The 15,806-nt window shown below is 38.5% G+C and carries 18 protein-coding genes; all 18 read right to left on the bottom strand.

Annotated features, from left to right (window positions below; translation table 11 throughout):
- Positions 1–114 precede the first annotated feature (114 nt).
- The 18 genes from nusB to ADH99_RS02200 all read right to left on the bottom strand — a co-directional run bounded on the left by nusB (position 115) and on the right by ADH99_RS02200 (position 15,805).
- Positions 115–576: a transcription antitermination factor NusB gene (gene nusB, locus ADH99_RS02285; RefSeq protein ID WP_049554618.1), complete on the bottom strand. Its 462-nt coding sequence runs from the start codon at positions 574–576 to the stop codon at positions 115–117.
- Positions 576–965, bottom strand: a complete 390-nt coding sequence (locus tag ADH99_RS02280) for an Asp23/Gls24 family envelope stress response protein (protein WP_049554619.1) — start codon at positions 963–965, stop codon at positions 576–578. The genes nusB and ADH99_RS02280 overlap by 1 nt, the downstream gene beginning before the upstream one ends.
- Positions 966–1,065: 100 nt before the next feature.
- Positions 1,066–2,127 (bottom strand): M24 family metallopeptidase, encoded by a 1,062-nt coding sequence (locus ADH99_RS02275; protein ID WP_049554620.1) that lies wholly within the window; start codon positions 2,125–2,127, stop codon positions 1,066–1,068.
- Between the two features lie 86 nt (positions 2,128–2,213).
- Positions 2,214–2,981, bottom strand: a complete 768-nt coding sequence (gene accA / locus ADH99_RS02270) for an acetyl-CoA carboxylase carboxyl transferase subunit alpha (RefSeq protein WP_049554621.1) — start codon at positions 2,979–2,981, stop codon at positions 2,214–2,216.
- On the bottom strand, positions 2,978–3,838 hold the full coding sequence (accD, locus tag ADH99_RS02265; RefSeq protein ID WP_049554622.1) for an acetyl-CoA carboxylase, carboxyltransferase subunit beta: 861 nt from the start codon (positions 3,836–3,838) through the stop codon (positions 2,978–2,980). The genes accA and accD overlap by 4 nt, the downstream gene beginning before the upstream one ends.
- A gap of 25 nt (positions 3,839–3,863) precedes the next feature.
- On the bottom strand, positions 3,864–5,234 hold the full coding sequence (locus ADH99_RS02260) for an acetyl-CoA carboxylase biotin carboxylase subunit (protein WP_049554623.1): 1,371 nt from the start codon (positions 5,232–5,234) through the stop codon (positions 3,864–3,866).
- Between the two features lie 4 nt (positions 5,235–5,238).
- Entirely contained in the window at positions 5,239–5,670 is a 432-nt protein-coding gene (gene fabZ / locus ADH99_RS02255) for a 3-hydroxyacyl-ACP dehydratase FabZ (RefSeq protein WP_049554624.1), read from the bottom strand.
- 24 nt (positions 5,671–5,694) lie between these two features.
- Positions 5,695–6,162, bottom strand: a complete 468-nt coding sequence (accB, locus tag ADH99_RS02250; RefSeq protein ID WP_049554625.1) for an acetyl-CoA carboxylase biotin carboxyl carrier protein — start codon at positions 6,160–6,162, stop codon at positions 5,695–5,697.
- Positions 6,163–6,165: 3 nt separating this feature from the next.
- Entirely contained in the window at positions 6,166–7,401 is a 1,236-nt protein-coding gene (gene fabF, locus ADH99_RS02245) for a beta-ketoacyl-ACP synthase II (protein ID WP_049554626.1), read from the bottom strand.
- Between the two features lie 20 nt (positions 7,402–7,421).
- On the bottom strand, positions 7,422–8,153 hold the full coding sequence (gene fabG / locus ADH99_RS02240) for a 3-oxoacyl-[acyl-carrier-protein] reductase (RefSeq protein ID WP_049554627.1): 732 nt from the start codon (positions 8,151–8,153) through the stop codon (positions 7,422–7,424).
- 4 nt (positions 8,154–8,157) lie between these two features.
- Positions 8,158–9,111, bottom strand: coding sequence for an ACP S-malonyltransferase (fabD, locus tag ADH99_RS02235; RefSeq protein ID WP_065427288.1), 954 nt, complete (start codon positions 9,109–9,111; stop codon positions 8,158–8,160).
- Positions 9,112–9,193: 82 nt separating this feature from the next.
- Positions 9,194–10,147, bottom strand: coding sequence for an enoyl-[acyl-carrier-protein] reductase FabK (gene fabK, locus ADH99_RS02230; protein ID WP_049554629.1), 954 nt, complete (start codon positions 10,145–10,147; stop codon positions 9,194–9,196).
- Between the two features lie 21 nt (positions 10,148–10,168).
- Positions 10,169–10,399 (bottom strand): acyl carrier protein, encoded by a 231-nt coding sequence (locus ADH99_RS02225; RefSeq protein ID WP_049554630.1) that lies wholly within the window; start codon positions 10,397–10,399, stop codon positions 10,169–10,171.
- 26 nt (positions 10,400–10,425) lie between these two features.
- Positions 10,426–11,376 carry a beta-ketoacyl-ACP synthase III gene (locus ADH99_RS02220; protein ID WP_049554631.1) on the bottom strand — a complete coding sequence of 317 codons (951 nt, stop codon included), beginning with the start codon at positions 11,374–11,376 and terminating at the stop codon, positions 10,426–10,428.
- A gap of 5 nt (positions 11,377–11,381) precedes the next feature.
- Entirely contained in the window at positions 11,382–11,843 is a 462-nt protein-coding gene (locus ADH99_RS02215; protein ID WP_005605272.1) for a MarR family winged helix-turn-helix transcriptional regulator, read from the bottom strand.
- A gap of 255 nt (positions 11,844–12,098) precedes the next feature.
- Complete coding sequence (locus tag ADH99_RS02210) at positions 12,099–13,685, bottom strand: amidohydrolase (RefSeq protein ID WP_049554632.1); 1,587 nt, start codon at positions 13,683–13,685, stop codon at positions 12,099–12,101.
- Between the two features lies 1 nt (position 13,686).
- Positions 13,687–14,775, bottom strand: a complete 1,089-nt coding sequence (locus ADH99_RS02205; protein WP_005605268.1) for an ABC transporter substrate-binding protein — start codon at positions 14,773–14,775, stop codon at positions 13,687–13,689.
- A gap of 70 nt (positions 14,776–14,845) precedes the next feature.
- The gene (locus tag ADH99_RS02200; RefSeq protein ID WP_005605266.1) at positions 14,846–15,805 is read right to left on the bottom strand and encodes an ABC transporter permease; all 960 of its coding nucleotides are present in this window, start codon (positions 15,803–15,805) and stop codon (positions 14,846–14,848) included.
- Position 15,806: the final 1 nt, after the last annotated feature.

Genomic DNA, 15,806 nt, shown 5'->3' with positions numbered 1-15,806 from the left:
TTGACCGCTTACGGCCAACCTGCGAACCGTCATCGCCTATAAGCGCCTTTTCTCGCATCCTGTTTTAAAAAAGAGTCTGAAACGTTTGCTTCAGACTCTTCGTGTAGTAGAATCTTACCCATTTACAAAGTTTGATAAGATACCATTAATAAATTTCGCTGATTTTTCATCACTGTATGTTTTGGCAATTTCAATTGCTTCGTTTAACGCTACAGTTTGTGGAACTTCTAATTCTGGAGAAGTCATCTCAAAGATTGCAACTCGCATGATAATCAAGTCTAAACGTACAATACGATTTAATTTCCATCTCTTAGAGTGTTTTTCAATTAATCCATCAATCTTTTCGAGATTATTTTGTACTCCTCTTACTAATGCTATGCTGTAAGTAATTTCCGGAACTTCGTTTAATAAATCTTCTTCCGTAATTGCATCGCTAGAATAAGGTGAATCTTCTGAGCATTCCAACGCAAGACTGAGCGCATCCACAATGTGCATTTCAGGAGTCATATCTAATTGATATAATGCTTGAATTGCCAATACACGTAGTGCTCGTCTTTTTAATGGTTTTCGACTCACTATTCATCCCCCAATTCAAATAATTCAGTTTCTTCTTGCTTAACCGGTAAAATATCATGAACATGAACATTTACTTGTGAAATAACAAGTTCACAACTGAATAGCAATTGTTCTTTAATTTTGTTTTGTAATAATAATGCTGTTTTAGGAATTGAAACCCCATAGTCTACGTTTCCGTAAATATCAATCACAAAGGCTCCATTTTCCTCTGTTAAGTATGCCCCTTTAGATAATTCTTTCCCACCAAAAATGGTATTTAAAAAGCCAGGAACAGGATAAAATCCTTTTACTTGTGCAGCTACAATGCCTGCAATACTTTCAATTACTTCAGGTGCAATTTCAATTGCTCCTAGTTCTTTATCTTTAGAATATTTCTTCATTTGTTCCATTTTGTAACCTCCTTTTTTACTAGAAAATTACTCTTTAAAAGATTTTCTCAGTCTCATTTAGTTTACCATGAAACAGGTATTCTAACAACTACAGTCCATTTTAAAGGATGATTAACTCACGAGGAACTTGTTGAATGACTTCGCCGCCAGTTTCATTAATAATAATGTCATCTTCAATACGAACACCACCCACACCTGGAAGATAAATTCCTGGTTCATTTGTAATCACATTTCCTGGTACAAATGCTTGTGTTGCAATACGAGAAACATTTGGTGCTTCATGGATTTCAAGACCGATACCATGTCCTGTTGAGTGAGTGAAGTATTCTCCATATCCACGACTAGCGATATAATCACGAGCGATTTTATCTAATTCTACGCCTGTTTTTCCAGGGCCTGCTGCTTGGCTCACTTTTAATTGAGCTTGCAAGACAACATCGTGAATTTCTTTTAATTGGTCGATGGGTTCACCTACTGCAATCGTTCTAGTCATATCTGACACATAACCATTGTAGTAGCAACCAAAGTCTAGTGTTACTAAGTCTCCAGTTTCAATCACTTTCGCACTCGCAACTCCGTGAGGCATTGAAGAACGAACTCCACTTGCAACGATTGTATCAAATGAAACTCCTGTCGCACCTGATCCACGCATATAGAAATCTAATTCATTAGCCACTTGGATTTCAGTCACACCTGGTTTGATGAAGTCTAAAATATGTAAAAATGCAGCGTCTGAAATACGGCAAGCTTCACGAATCGTTTGGATTTCTCCAGCATCTTTCACTTCACGAATTTTTTCGACAATGTTTTGTGTTGGAATTAATGCTGTATCAAATGCATCTTCAAAAATTTCTAATTGAGAAACTGTAACATGGTCAGCTTCAAATCCTACAAATTTTAAATCATTTTCGCGAATGATTTTTTCAAACGCCGGAACCCAACCTGTTTTGTGTTCAATCACATGAAATCCTTGTGCTTGTTGTTGTGCTTGTTGTGTATAACGAGCATCTGTTACAAAATAAGCATCTGTCAATGTGATTAATGCAAATCCAGTTGTTCCCGTAAAGTTTGCTAAATAACGTAAATTGTATGGACTATAAACAATGAATCCATCAATTTCTAATTCTTTCATGGAATTTCTTACTTTTTCTAAACGTGTCATAAACGATCCCTCCAATGAAAATGGTAACTTTAGTATAACAAAAAAGAGCCTAACAACAAAGTCAGGCTCCTTGATTTTACTCATTCTTAATACTGATTAAAACGTTCTAATCGACGAGATACAATCTCCGCTTTCGATTTCTTCATCCAAAAATCTAACTGCACTTTTAATTGCTCACGTAATTCTGATGCAATTTGTTCATTAGTTTTTTTCTTCTCAAAAATCACCCGGTCAACAATTTTTTGATCTAGTAAATCATGACAAGTAAATTTCATGAGTTCAGCCGCTTGAGCAGCTTTGGATCCATCTTTCCACAAAATAGAAGCAAATCCTTCAGGAGAAAGAATAGAATACATCGCGTACTCCATCATCCAAACTTCATTAGCAACTGCCAACCCTAAAGCTCCACCACTACCTCCTTCTCCACAAAGGATGGCGATAATAGGAACTTTGAGATGACTCATAATACGGAGATTATCCGCAATGGCCTCTCCAATTCCACGTTCCTCCGCAGTAGCCCCACAGAAAGCACCCGCAGTATTGATAAAGGTAACAACTGGTCGATTAAATTTCTCAGCTTGTTTCATCAATCGTGCACTTTTCCTGTACCCTTCAGGATGCACTTGACCAAAATTCGTTTTGAGATTTTCTTGAAGAGTATGTCCTTTTTCCATCCCAATAACGGTAACAGGAGTTCCATTTAAAGTAGCAATCCCACCTACTAAAGCTTTATCATCGGCATAATAACGATCTCCATGTAATTCAATGAAATCGTCAAATACAGCTTTTATCCACTCTTTTGTCGTTGGACGTTTCACATCACGGGCCAACGAAACAATTTTCATTGGTTTCATGCATTTGACTCCTTTCTATGAAGTACAAGAAGTTTATGAATCGTTTTTTTCATTTTTTTGCGATGAACAACTGCATCAATAAACCCTTGCTCTAGTACGGTTTCTGCAGTTTGGAAATCGCCAGGAAGTTGTTGATTCATTGTTTGTTCAATAACTCTCTTCCCTGCAAATCCAACGATGGCTTTAGGTTCAGCAAGTATAATGTCTCCTTGCATCGCAAAGCTAGCTGTTACACCACCAGTTGTCGGATCCGTTAATACGGTTAAATAAAATAAACCAGCTTGATGATGTTCTTCAACCGCCCCAGAAATTTTAGCCATTTGCATCAGAGAAAAAATTCCTTCTTGCATTCGAGCTCCCCCAGAAGCAGTAAAAATAACTACTGGTAATTGGCGTTTGATTCCTTCATGAAAAGCCTTGGTGATTTTTTCACCAACAACTTGTCCCATTGAACCCATCATAAAAAATGAATTCATGACACAACAAATGAAGGTTTCTTCTCCAATAGTAGCAACACCGACAGTAACAGCTTCATTTTCTTTAGCAACCTTTGCTGCTTTTTCTAATTTCGCTTCGTATCCTGGGAATGCTACATCCACTTTTGGTTTTTCATCTTCAAAAAGCTCTTCGAATCTATCGACCGTAATGGCTAAACGTTCTGAAGCACTAATTCGAAAATGCCCATCACAATTTGGACAAACTTTAAGCGCTCCTAAATCTTCTTTGTAGACTGTCTTACCACAACCAGGACATTTAATCCACTTTCCATCTGGTACAGTAGGTAACTCAGACTGCTCAGATAAGTCTACTTTTATACGATTGATGGTGATATACGATCGTCTTTTAAACAGACCCATCTAATCACTCCTTTACTAAATCATTCTAATTCTCTTTAGGCTGATTCCAATGTTTCAAAAATTCCGATTCAACATAAGCGGTTGTATAATCACCGCGTTTGAATGCTGAAGAATCTAGTAAATCTTCCACAAACTCCTGGTTAGTATCTACACCTTCTACTACTAACTCAAATAACATGCGTTTCATTCTTAGAATCGCTTCTTCTCGTGTCTTACCATGTGCAATCAACTTCGTTAACATCGAATCATAGAAAGGTGGAATTTGATAGCCAGTGTATAGAGCAGATTCAATACGAACGCCCATTCCACCAACAGGTTGATGGAGAAAAGTTACCTTTCCTGGAGAAGGACGGAACCCTTCAAACGGATTTTCAGCATTTAAACGACACTCAATGGCATGTCCTTGAAAAGTAATATCTTCTTGTGTAAATGGAAGCTCTTCTCCAGCAGCAATTTTAATTTGCTGTTGGACTAAATCCACATTCGTAATCATTTCTGTAATAGGATGTTCCACTTGAATTCGGGTATTCATTTCCATGAAATAGAAGTGTTTGTCCTCATCTACAAGAAACTCAATCGTTCCTGCATTTTGATACCCTACTGCTTTAGCAGCTCTGACAGCTGCCTCTCCCATATCTCTTCTAAGTTGAGAAGAAAGAGAAGGACTTGGAGCTTCTTCAATGATTTTTTGATTTTTTCTTTGAAGTGAGCAATCACGCTCTCCAAGATGAACCACATTTCCATGTTGATCCGCTAGGATTTGTATTTCAATATGTTTTGCAGGATAAATGATTCTTTCCATGTACACATCTTCATTTCCAAAGGCTTGTAAGGCTTCTTGTCGAGCTGTGACAAATTGATGTTCAAATTCTTCCACAGACTCAACACGACGGATTCCTTTTCCTCCACCGCCTGCGACAGCTTTGATTAACAGAGGGAATCCAATTCGCTTAGCCAGTTCAATTCCTTCTTCTACAGTTGGCACTACATCATCGCTTCCTGGTATAACTGGAACATTTGCAGCAATCATTTGTTTACGTGCTTCTGCTTTATCTCCCATTTGAGAAATAACTTCACTAGAAGGTCCGATGAAAGTTATTTGACATTCAGCACACATTTTAGCAAATTTCGCATTTTCAGATAAAAATCCAAATCCTGGATGGATTGCTTGTGCGCCAGTAGTCACAGCCGCACTTAAAATATTTTCTACGTTTAAGTAAGAATCTTTTGAAGCAGCTGGGCCAATACAGACAGCGTGGTCCGCTAATTGTACATGAAGAGCATCTTTATCCGCTTGGGAATAGACTGCTACCGATTCAATCCCTAACTCACGACAAGCTCGAATAATACGGCAAGCAATCTCTCCACGGTTTGCGATTAGTACTCTATTAAACATAGGCTTAACGTCCAATAATAAAGGTTAATTCAGCTTCTGCGACTTTCTTACCATCAACATAAGCAACGCCTTTACCGATTCCTGCATATTCTTTTAATTTAACGATATCCACTTGAAGTGTTAACACATCTCCTGGAGTTACTTTTTGACGGAATTTAACATTGTTTAATCCGCCTAAGTAAGCTGTTTTTCCTTTAAAAGAATCTAATTTCAATAATGGAATTGATCCAGCTTGTGCTAATGCTTCAACGATTAACACACCAGGCATTACAGGTTCACCAGGGAAATGTCCTTGGAAGAAGCTTTCGTTAAATGTCACGTTTTTACGTGCCACAACGTGTTCACCTGGTACTAATTCATCAACACGGTCAATATATAAAATTGGGTAACGGTTAGGAATTAACTCAGCTACGTCAGTTACAGTCATAATGTTCATCTTTATTTCCTCCTAAAATTGGGTTTAGCGAATCGCAAATAATTTTTGTCCAAAATCAACCATTTGGCCGTTTTCTACAAGGACTTCCACCACTTCACCATTGAAGTCGCTCTTAATTTCATTCATGATTTTCATTGCTTCGACAATACATACAGTGTCGTTTGAAGTGATTTGTTTACCCACTTGTACAAATGGATCTGCATCTGGTGAAGATTGTAAGTAAACCACCCCAACGATTGGGCTTGTAATGTATTTGGCGTCGGTTGCGACTTGTGGTGCTTCTTGTGTTTCAGCAGAAGAAGGGACACTCACTGGTGCTGCTTCCACTGGACTAGCCACATTTGCAACTGGTGCAACAGCATTAGAAACGACTTGAGGGTATTCCTCACGTTTACTAAATTGCACTTCGAACTCTTCGTTTGATAAATGAAACTCCGTCATGTTTGATTCATTGAACAAAGCCATTAGTTCTTTAATTTCTTCTACATTCATGTATTAATCCTTCCATTTCTTCACACAGATAACGGCATTATGTCCTCCGAAACCAAGTGAATTACTGATCGCTACTTCTACTTTCGTTGCAACACCAACATTTGGAGTTACATCTAAATCACAAGCTTCATCTTGCTCTGTAACATTAATCGTTGGTGGAATAAAATCTTCCTCAACAGCTTTCACGCAAGCAATTGCTTCAATTGCTCCTGCAGCTCCTAATAAGTGACCAGTCATTGATTTTGTACTAGACACATGAACCTTATCCGCTGCTTCTTTTAATGCATAACGAATTGAAGTTGTTTCAGCAGAATCGTTTGCTGGAGTACCTGTTCCGTGAGCATTCACATAGTCCACTTCGCTTGGAGCTACTCCTGCTTCTTCGATAGCTTGTAGAATTGCTTTACCAGCACCACTTCCGTCAGGATTTGGAGCAGTCATGTGATAAGCATCTCCTGTAGCACCATATCCAACGACTTCTGCATAAATTTTAGCACCGCGTTTTTGTGCGTGTTCTAGGCTTTCAAGAACAAGAACCCCCGCTCCTTCACCCATTACGAATCCGCCACGCTTTTTGTCAAATGGTAACGAAGCTGCATTTGGATCTTCGCTGCTTGAAAGAGCCGTTAAAGCAGCAAATCCTGCAATTCCGATTTCACAGATAGAACCTTCAGCACCACCGGCTAAAATGACATCTGAGTAACCATGTTTAATGTTACGGAACGCTTCCCCAATGGCATGTGTTCCTGTCGCACAGGCTGTTACTAATGACGTACATACACCACGTGCACCAATCTTCATTGAGATGTTCCCTGCGACCATATTACCGATAGCCATTGGAACAAATAATGGAGCTACACGAGTTGGACCTTTATCATGCATTTTGATGATTTGGCTTTCCATTACGGTTAACCCACCGATACCAGAACCCACCATAACACCAAAACGGTCGTAGTCTGTATTTTCTGGAGTAATCCCACTATCTTCTACCGCTTGCATTGCTGCTGCAAGTCCGTATTGACAGAATAAATCCATTCGTTTTGCTTCTTTACGATCCATGTATTTTGTAGCATCGAAGTCTTTCACTTCAGCAGCCACATAAACATCTAGATCTTTTTTATCAAATTTTGTAATTGGAGCGATTCCGTTCTTGCCTTCTTTAAGGCCTTCCCAGAAGCTAGCTACATCATTTCCTAAAGGAGTGATTGCTCCCATTCCTGTAATTACTACTCGATTCATTGTTTTCCTCCTTTAAGAGATTACATGTATAATCCGCCGTTAACGTTTAACACTTGTCCTGTAACGTATTTTGTTTCCGCTAAGAACACACATGCTTCAGCAATGTCTTCTACTGTACCGAAACGACGTACTGGGATTTGTTTTTCCCACTCATTACGAATCTTTTCAGGTAATGCTTGTGTCATATCTGTATCGATGTATCCAGGAGCAATAGCATTTACTGTAATCCCACGAGAACCAATTTCTTTAGCAACAGATTTTGTTAAACCAATGATCCCCGCTTTACTTGCAGCATAGTTTGCTTGACCTGCATTCCCTGTAACCCCAACGATACTAGTAATGTTAATAATGCTTCCTGATTTTTGCTTTACGAAAACTGGAGTCGCAAAACGAATCATATTGAAGTATCCTTTTAAGTTAATATTCATTACATCGTCAAAATCAGATTCACTCATACGCATTAATAAACCATCACGCGTAATTCCAGCGTTATTGACTAACACGTCGATGCGTCCAAAACGCTCTTTTACTTCGTTAATAAAGCTTTCAGCTACGTCGAATTTCGAAACGTCTCCAACAAATGTCATCACTTCACCAGGATAAGCATCAAATTGAGCAAGTGTTTCTGCATCAATTTCACGAGTACCGTTTAAGACAACATTAGCGCCAAGTTTAGCGAATTCTAATGCGATTCCAAGACCAATCCCACGACGGCTCCCTGTTACAATAACTGTTTTATCTTTAAATTTCATTTCGTTATCCTTTCAGTTCCTTTACTTTTTCAATGGTTTCTGTCATTGCTTTAAGGCTATCTGTTTGGAATAATTGAACAGAAGCACCTTTTGCTTTAGCAATTTGTTTCACCATTTGTGTCAATGTTTTTCCAGGACCGACTTCAATAAAGACATCTACGCCGTCTTGAAGCATCCACTCTACATTTTGTTTCCATTTCACGGCATTTGTAATTTGATCACAGAGAACGTCTTTTGAAGGAACGCCTTCATGTGGTGTGCCTAGCGTATTGCTTAATACAGGGCATTTACTCTCCTGTAACTCTGCCACTTCCATCTCAGGAGCAAAGCGAACTTTCGCTTCTTTCATTAACGGTGTATGGAAAGGTCCAGATACCACAAGTGGTACAGCTCTTTTAGCGCCAGCTTCTAAGCATTTTTCGCTTGCAACATCAACTGCTTCTGCATGACCACCAATGACTAATTGTCCTGGTGTGTTATAGTTTGAAGGAACTACGAGAGCTTCTGATCTTGAAACTTCACGACAAATGTCTTCGATAACATTGTCTTCAAGACCTAAAACGGCCACCATTTTCCCTTCGCCTTCTACAACCGCTTCTTGCATATATTGACCGCGTTTTGCGACTAAATTTAGAGCTTCCTTGAAGTCAAGGACTCTTGCTTCCACAAGCGCTGAATATTCACCTAGAGACAATCCAGCAGCCACATCCGGTGTGATTCCTTCTTGTTCTAAGACGCTTGCTAATGCATGAGAAACCGTTAATAACAACGGTTGCGTATATTCTGTTTGATTGATTCGTGTGGCAGGTTCTTCCAAAAGAATGTCCGTCACACTGTATGGCAGAACGTTACTTGCTTCTTCAAAAACAGCTTTAGCCACCTCGAAGTGCTCAGCAATTTCTAAGCCCATTTGTGGTTTTTGACTTCCTTGACCTGGAAATAAAAATGCGATTTTCATGAGTTTCCTCCTATTGCGCTGTAAAAAAAATGGTGGAAATATGCTAAATAAGCATATTTCACCATTCCCTTTTTTCATTTAATTAAAAACGTGCAAGTTCTTTCTGGATGACTTCATAAGATTCGGCCATCAATTCTTGAATAATCTCTGAACAGCTTTGTTCTTTTGAGATTAAACCAGCGATTTGTCCAGCCATCATTGATCCCATTTGAGTATCTCCTTCCACTACAATTCTACGCAGTGCTCCACGTCCGATTTCTTCTAAACGTTCAAAATCAGGATTTTCTTTACTAGTTTCCTCTTTTTCCGCTTGAAGATAAATCTTCGTTAATTTATTACGTAAAACTCGAACTGGGTGACCTGTAATTTGTCCAGTAATAACAGTATCGATATCTTTTGCCTTTAAAACAGAAGCTTTAAAGTTGTCATGTGCAGTACACTCAGTAGAGACCAAAAATCTTGTTCCTAGTTGAACTGCATCGGCACCTAACATTAAAGCAGCCGCCATTCCGCGACCATCTCCGATACCACCTGCACCAATTACCGGTACACTCACTGCATCTACTACTTGAGGTAATAGAGCCATAGTTGTGGACTTACCAATGTGTCCACCGGCTTCCATTCCTTCTACTACAATCGCGTCTGCTCCTTCTTTTTCCATTCTTTTTGCTAAAGCAACCGAAGCTACAACTGGAATAACTGTGATACCAGCTTCTTTAAACTTCGCCATGTATTTGCCAGGACTACCAGCACCAGTACAAACCACTTTAACGCCAGCCTGACAGACAACATCCACTACTTCATCAACAAATGGACTTAATAGCATAATATTTACACCATAAGGTTTATCTGTTAAACGATTCATTTCTTCAATAAATCCTTTAACGACTTCGCCAGGAGCATGTCCGCATGCAACGATTCCTAGACCGCCAGCATTAGACACAGCACTTGCAAGCGCAGGATTTGCAACCCATGCCATTCCTCCTTGGATAATCGGATATTCAATTCCAATCATTTCGCAGATTCTTGATTTCATGTGTTACCATCCTTTTTTTGATTATTTTTCAGCTAATTGTTTATCAACGTAGTTCACTAAGTCTTGAACTGTTTCTAGACCTTCTTCAGTATCGATTTTTACATCGAATTCATCTTCGATATCGTTGATGATTTGGAATAAATCTAAGCTATCTGCGTCTAATTCATCTTTAAGACGAGTAGTTAATTGTACTTCTTCTTCCTCTTTACCTAATTGATCTACGATAATTGCTTGAATTTTTTCAAATGTCATTGTGTTTTCCTCCAATATTTTAAAAATTATAATGTGATTGTGATACTTCCCCAGGCAAGGCCACCGCCAAAACCTGATAGAAGAATTTTTTTATGTTCTCCGATTTTCAATGTTCCATTTTCTACGAGTTCATTAAATAAAATCGGAATACTTGCAGCCGAAGTATTTCCAACATGATCGATATTCATTGGGAATTTTTCGATTGGTTGTTTTAATTTCTTAGCCACTTGTTCGACTAAACGACGATTTGCTTGATGTAACAAGTACAAATCAATATCGTCAGCTGTATATCCAGCCTTTTGTAAAGTATCTTGGATATTGACTGGAACAGTTTTGCTGACTAATTCATAAACGCCTCGACCATCCATTGTCATGGTTGAAACTGTTTGATTTGTCATTCTTTTTCCAGCGACTAATGCCTCAGATTTCTGTCCATCATTTTGTAATGTTTCCGCCAAAAAAAATGGCTCTTCATCTTTTTGTAAAAGAACAGCTCCAGCACCATCTCCAAAGAGAATAGCCGTTGAGCGGTCTCCCCAATCGAGTGAACTAAGCATCGTTTCTGCTCCAATGACGATTCCGTATTTTCTTTGCCCGTGTTCTAACATCTTTAGTCCAGTAGACAATGCAAATACAAAACCACTACAAGCTGCACTCACATCGAACGCAAAAGCATTCGTTGCTCCGATAGCTCCTTGTACAAGAGATGCGCAAGAAGGACTTGCTGCATCAGGTGTCATCGTTGCTACAATGATAAATTCAATAGATTCAGGATTAATCTGACTCTTTTCAACTAAGCGTTTTGCGGCAATTGTTGCCAAATCACTTGTTGTCTGTTCTTTTGCCCAATATCGGGTTTTGATTCCTGTTCTCTTTACGATCCATTCATCAGAAGTATCTACTCGTTTCGCCCAGTCATCATTTGTGATCACGGACGTTGGGAGATAGGAACTTGTCGCTATCACTTTAACCCCCACAATGTCTACTTCCCTTCTTGATTTGCTAGTACAGCCTCGTGTAGGAAATCATGTAAATTATGAAGCCCCTTCACAAGAACTGCCATTTCTTCAGCGTTCATTCCTTCAATTGTTTTTAAAACTAATTTTTCATGGAATTTACGATGAAGACGATAAAGTAAGCGACCTTTCTTGGTCAGACCTAAAATTACAATTCTTCGATCGGCTTCGCTCTTCAAACGAACCACGTAGCCTTTTTTGACTAATGCATTTACTGCAACTGTTAGCGTCCCAACAGTAACATTCAATTTATTAGCGACTTCCGTTGTCGTATGTTCGCTATACATTCCAATCGCTTCAATGGCATGCATCTCTTTAATGGATAAATCATTAAATTGGCTTTGCGCCAGCGAAGATTCTTCAATGTCGAGCATTTGGTTAAAGACGTCCACCAAGTACCCGTTTATGGTCTCTAGAGTTGGTTCCATAAAAGATTTTCTCCTTTTGTTTGAATATCAAATCATTTGATGTTCAAAGTATATTATTTTTTACTTTGAGTGTCAAACTATTTTTTGCAATTTATTTTGAAATTCAAACTATCTTCAAATTTATTAGTGCTTACATTATGATAACAAAGGGATTTTAATTTTTTTATTTTCATAAAAACAACAATTTTGAAAGAAAACTATTCAGCTGAAAATATATGAAAAAAGCTAGATAGAAGGCTCTATCTAGCTTTTGAACTACTTTTTGAAAACACATTTTCCATTTACATAGGTTGCCACCACTTCCACTTTTAATAAGTCTTGTGGGCTTCCTTCAATAATATTTCTATCTAAAACGACAAAATCGGCCAAATTGCCTACTTCCAATGTACCGATATCTAATCGACTTAATGCTTTAGCGGCACCACTGGTATGCGCCTTTAATGCTTCAACAAAAGAAATACGTTGTTCTGGCAATAAACAAGGTTCCGGTAACTGTTCTTTAGTTTGCCTTGCCACCGCGTTAAACATCGACTCAAACGGTGTAACATCCAGTACCACTGGCGTATCCGTTCCAAAACCAAGCGTAGCACCTTCTTCTAAGAAGGATTTGAACGGGAACATATGGCGCGCACGCTCTGCCCCAACTTCTTCATCTAAAGTTTCATAACCGACTAATAAATGACTTGGCTGAACAGAAACAATGAGGGAATCTTGAGCTGTTAATGGAAGGTCTGTAGGATCCATCACTTCTAAATGCTCAATCGTGTTGAATTTATACGGTGCGTCAAAAGGTGTTTCTTCTTGCGCCTTTTTAAAATTTTGAAGCGTTAAAGCAATGGCCTTATCGCCTACCGTATGAATTCTCATAGGCCATCCTTCTTTATTGGCAAGAAGCGTTAAACGTTCCATCTTTTCTTCTGTTAAGAGTGGCCCTCCGACATCTCCCTCGAAGAACGGCATTGGATACGGCTCTTTCAAATAGGCGGTATGAGAACTTGTCACTCCATCATAAAATTGCTTTACGCCACCCATTTGAAGCATTTTGGAACGGTATTTTTTGTACAGTTCACGGTTTTGTTCTACTGCCTCACGCATCGCTGGGAAGAAGCTAACACGTACAGTGGCCTCTTTTTCCACTTTTGCGTAAAGCTCAGGGTATACAATATCATCAGGACTTTCACCCGTTAAGGCCACATCCCCAACTGCCGTCACACCCATTTGGTTTAAGTATGACATATAATTTTTTAACGCCTGTTCTTCATCGTCTTTATAAACAGATAATACTTTTGATAAATAATAGATGGCTTTTGCTTCAAGAAATACTCCTGTTAGCTTGCCGTCTTTTACAACTGCTTCTCCACCAATGTTTTGTGGAATGGCTTCTGGGGTTAATTCGAGTACTTCTAGTGCCTTTGAATTAAACCAAATCGTATGAGCGTCCCCTGCAATTAAACAAATAGGAATTGTCTTTGAAGCTTTATCAAGGTCTTCATTCGTTGGCAAAATTTGCTGTCCAAAATCACTCGCATACCATCCAATTCCAATTTTCCAACCATTATATTCAGGAATGGATTCCGCTTGTGTGATGACTTCTTCAATAGAGGCTCCTCCCACCGCTTTCATTTTTCCTAAATGAATTAAAGCAGACAAATACAAATGAACATGCGCGTCAATAAACCCAGGAGTCACTAATTGGTCTCCTACATCGATAACTTCCCCTACAAGGGAAGTATTGTAATCTAAATGGTTTACAATCACGCCATCTTTGATTTCTAAAATAGCAGGTACTGCTTCATTTGTGTCTCCAATGAAGATATTCTTACTTTTTAAATAATAGTGCATATTATAATCCCATCTTGAAGTCTAAAAAGGCTTCATTATATTTTGTTATCCATTCATTTCCTAAAAACTCATAATGTTCCAGAGATTGGATAACTTCTTCTGATGGATAGAACGTCTCATCTGCAGTGACTTCTGGATCCATCAACTCTTTGGCTTTTTCATTAGGAGTTGCGTACCCAACAAATTCAGCATTTTTGGCTGCATTTTCTGGACGTAACATAAAGTTAATAAAGGCATATGCTCCTTCAACATTCACTGCTGTGTGCGCAATTGCAAAGTTATCCGTCCAAACGGCACTTCCATCTTTTGGTAAAATATATTGTACGTTTGGATTTTCTTCTGCAACTGCAGCTGCATCTCCAGAATACCCCATTCCGATTGGAGCTTCTTCCAGTTTCATCATGGTTTTAATTTCTTCATTGAGTACTGCGCGAACATTTGATTTTAATTCTTTCAATTTTTCTTCAGCTGCTTTTAATTCAGTTTCATTCTTAGAATTTAATGAATACCCTAAGGATTGGAGAGCCATCCCTAACGCTTCACGGTTTCCGTCAAGTACAAGAAGTTTGTTTTTAAACTCCTCTTTCCATAAATCACCCCACGTTTGGATACTTTCAGGATCGATATACTTCGTATTCACCATAATCCCAACCGTTCCCCAGAAATAAGGAATGGTGTATTGATTTCCTTGATCAACGGGACTATTTAATAAGAAAGAAGAAATATTTTCTAGTCCTTTAATCTTTGAATGGTCTAATTTTTGAAGTAAATTCTGATTTACTAATTTGGTAATACTTGATTCACTTGGAAATACCAAATCATATCGCGTTCCACCTTGTTTCAATTTAGCCTCCATCGCATCATTGGAATCAAATGTTTCATAAACCACTTGAATTCCAGTTTCTGCTTCAAATTCTTTAATTAATTCTGGATCGATATAATTCCCCCAGTTAAATAGGAACAATTGTTGTTGTTCTGAAGAAGAACTCGATTCTTCTTTGGCCTCTTTGTTTTGAATAAAATTTTTTACTCCAAATAAAATAGCTACCATTGCAAGGATAGCAATCATTAAAGTGACTAGTCTTTTCATTTATAACCCCTTCTCATTAAAAAACTGCTTTTAACAAAGATTCAAATCCAAATTAAAAGCAGTTTCATTATTATTTTGATTTAACGTAGTTTTTGCCGTTCGCAGCTGGCCCTTCCGATTTACCAATGAATCCTACCAATACAATGATAGTAATCAAATATGGCGCAATCGTCAAGCCTACTGACGGAATATCTTTAATAATTGGAATGTAGTTTCCAATAACCCCTAAACTTTGAGCAAGACCAAAGAGTAAAGCGGATAACATCACACTCACAGAATTCCATTTACCAAAGATCATCGCTGCCATTGCAATAAATCCTTGACCCGCTATGGTTGTCGCAGAAAAGTTCAGAGTAATCGATTGAGCAACAATAGCTCCACCAATCCCTGCTAAGAACCCTGAGATTAATACTCCTGCAAAACGCATATGATAAACATTAATTCCTAAAGTATCGGCTGCTTGAGGATGTTCCCCAACCGAACGTAAACGTAAACCAAATTTTGTTTTATTTAAAATCATCGAACAGACAAAGGCCAATCCAATAGCTAAATAGGCTAAGAGGAAAGTATCTGTAAAGAAGATTTGACCGATGATTGGAATTGAACTTAGTACTGGAATAGTTGTCTTTCCAAAGTAGTTCGTAATAATTTCCGTTTGTCCGAGTTCGTTATACAAAAGTCTACATAAAAATACGGTTAAAGCGGGTGCCAGTAAGTTTAACACCGTTCCTGAAATAATATGATCAGCGCGCAAGTAAACAGTAGCTACAGCGTGAATCACCGAATAGCATGCTCCAGCAAGTGCCGCAACAAGGAGCGCTATCCAAGGTGTCCATGCGCCCAATTGTGGTGCAAATGCTAGGTTGAATACTGCAGATGCAAAAGCACCTATAACCATCGTTCCTTCAAGACCAATATTAACAATCCCACTTCTTTCAGAAAATACACCACCAAGTCCAGTTAAAATAAGAGGCGTTGAATAGATGAGCATATTTCCGACAATTACTTGTAATAGAGTGACTAAATCCATA

Source organism: Granulicatella sp. 572.rep1_STHE, assembly GCF_001073445.1.
Classification (GTDB): Bacteria; Bacillota; Bacilli; order Lactobacillales; family Aerococcaceae; genus Granulicatella; species Granulicatella adiacens.
The sequence above is the reverse complement of the archived record's forward strand: the minus strand, read 5'-3'. Positions and strand labels throughout refer to the sequence as shown.

Excerpts from the sequence above, each read along its gene's own strand:
- ADH99_RS02280 (WP_049554619.1), bottom strand. The coding sequence starts at position 965 with ATGGAACAAATGAAGAAATATTCTAAAGATAAAGAACTAGGAGCAATT.
- ADH99_RS02275 (WP_049554620.1), bottom strand. The coding sequence starts at position 2,127 with ATGACACGTTTAGAAAAAGTAAGAAATTCCATGAAAGAATTAGAAATT.
- accA (WP_049554621.1), bottom strand. The coding sequence starts at position 2,981 with ATGAAACCAATGAAAATTGTTTCGTTGGCCCGTGATGTGAAACGTCCA.
- accD (WP_049554622.1), bottom strand. The coding sequence starts at position 3,838 with ATGGGTCTGTTTAAAAGACGATCGTATATCACCATCAATCGTATAAAA.
- ADH99_RS02260 (WP_049554623.1), bottom strand. The coding sequence starts at position 5,234 with ATGTTTAATAGAGTACTAATCGCAAACCGTGGAGAGATTGCTTGCCGT.
- fabZ (WP_049554624.1), bottom strand. The coding sequence starts at position 5,670 with ATGAACATTATGACTGTAACTGACGTAGCTGAGTTAATTCCTAACCGT.
- accB (WP_049554625.1), bottom strand. The coding sequence starts at position 6,162 with ATGAATGTAGAAGAAATTAAAGAACTAATGGCTTTGTTCAATGAATCA.
- fabF (WP_049554626.1), bottom strand. The coding sequence starts at position 7,401 with ATGAATCGAGTAGTAATTACAGGAATGGGAGCAATCACTCCTTTAGGA.
- fabG (WP_049554627.1), bottom strand. The coding sequence starts at position 8,153 with ATGAAATTTAAAGATAAAACAGTTATTGTAACAGGGAGCCGTCGTGGG.
- fabD (WP_065427288.1), bottom strand. The coding sequence starts at position 9,111 with ATGAAAATCGCATTTTTATTTCCAGGTCAAGGAAGTCAAAAACCACAA.
- fabK (WP_049554629.1), bottom strand. The coding sequence starts at position 10,147 with ATGAAATCAAGAATCTGCGAAATGATTGGAATTGAATATCCGATTATC.
- ADH99_RS02225 (WP_049554630.1), bottom strand. The coding sequence starts at position 10,399 with ATGACATTTGAAAAAATTCAAGCAATTATCGTAGATCAATTAGGTAAA.
- ADH99_RS02215 (WP_005605272.1), bottom strand. The coding sequence starts at position 11,843 with ATGGAACCAACTCTAGAGACCATAAACGGGTACTTGGTGGACGTCTTT.
- ADH99_RS02210 (WP_049554632.1), bottom strand. The coding sequence starts at position 13,685 with ATGCACTATTATTTAAAAAGTAAGAATATCTTCATTGGAGACACAAAT.
- ADH99_RS02205 (WP_005605268.1), bottom strand. The coding sequence starts at position 14,775 with ATGAAAAGACTAGTCACTTTAATGATTGCTATCCTTGCAATGGTAGCT.
- ADH99_RS02200 (WP_005605266.1), bottom strand. The coding sequence starts at position 15,805 with ATGGATTTAGTCACTCTATTACAAGTAATTGTCGGAAATATGCTCATC.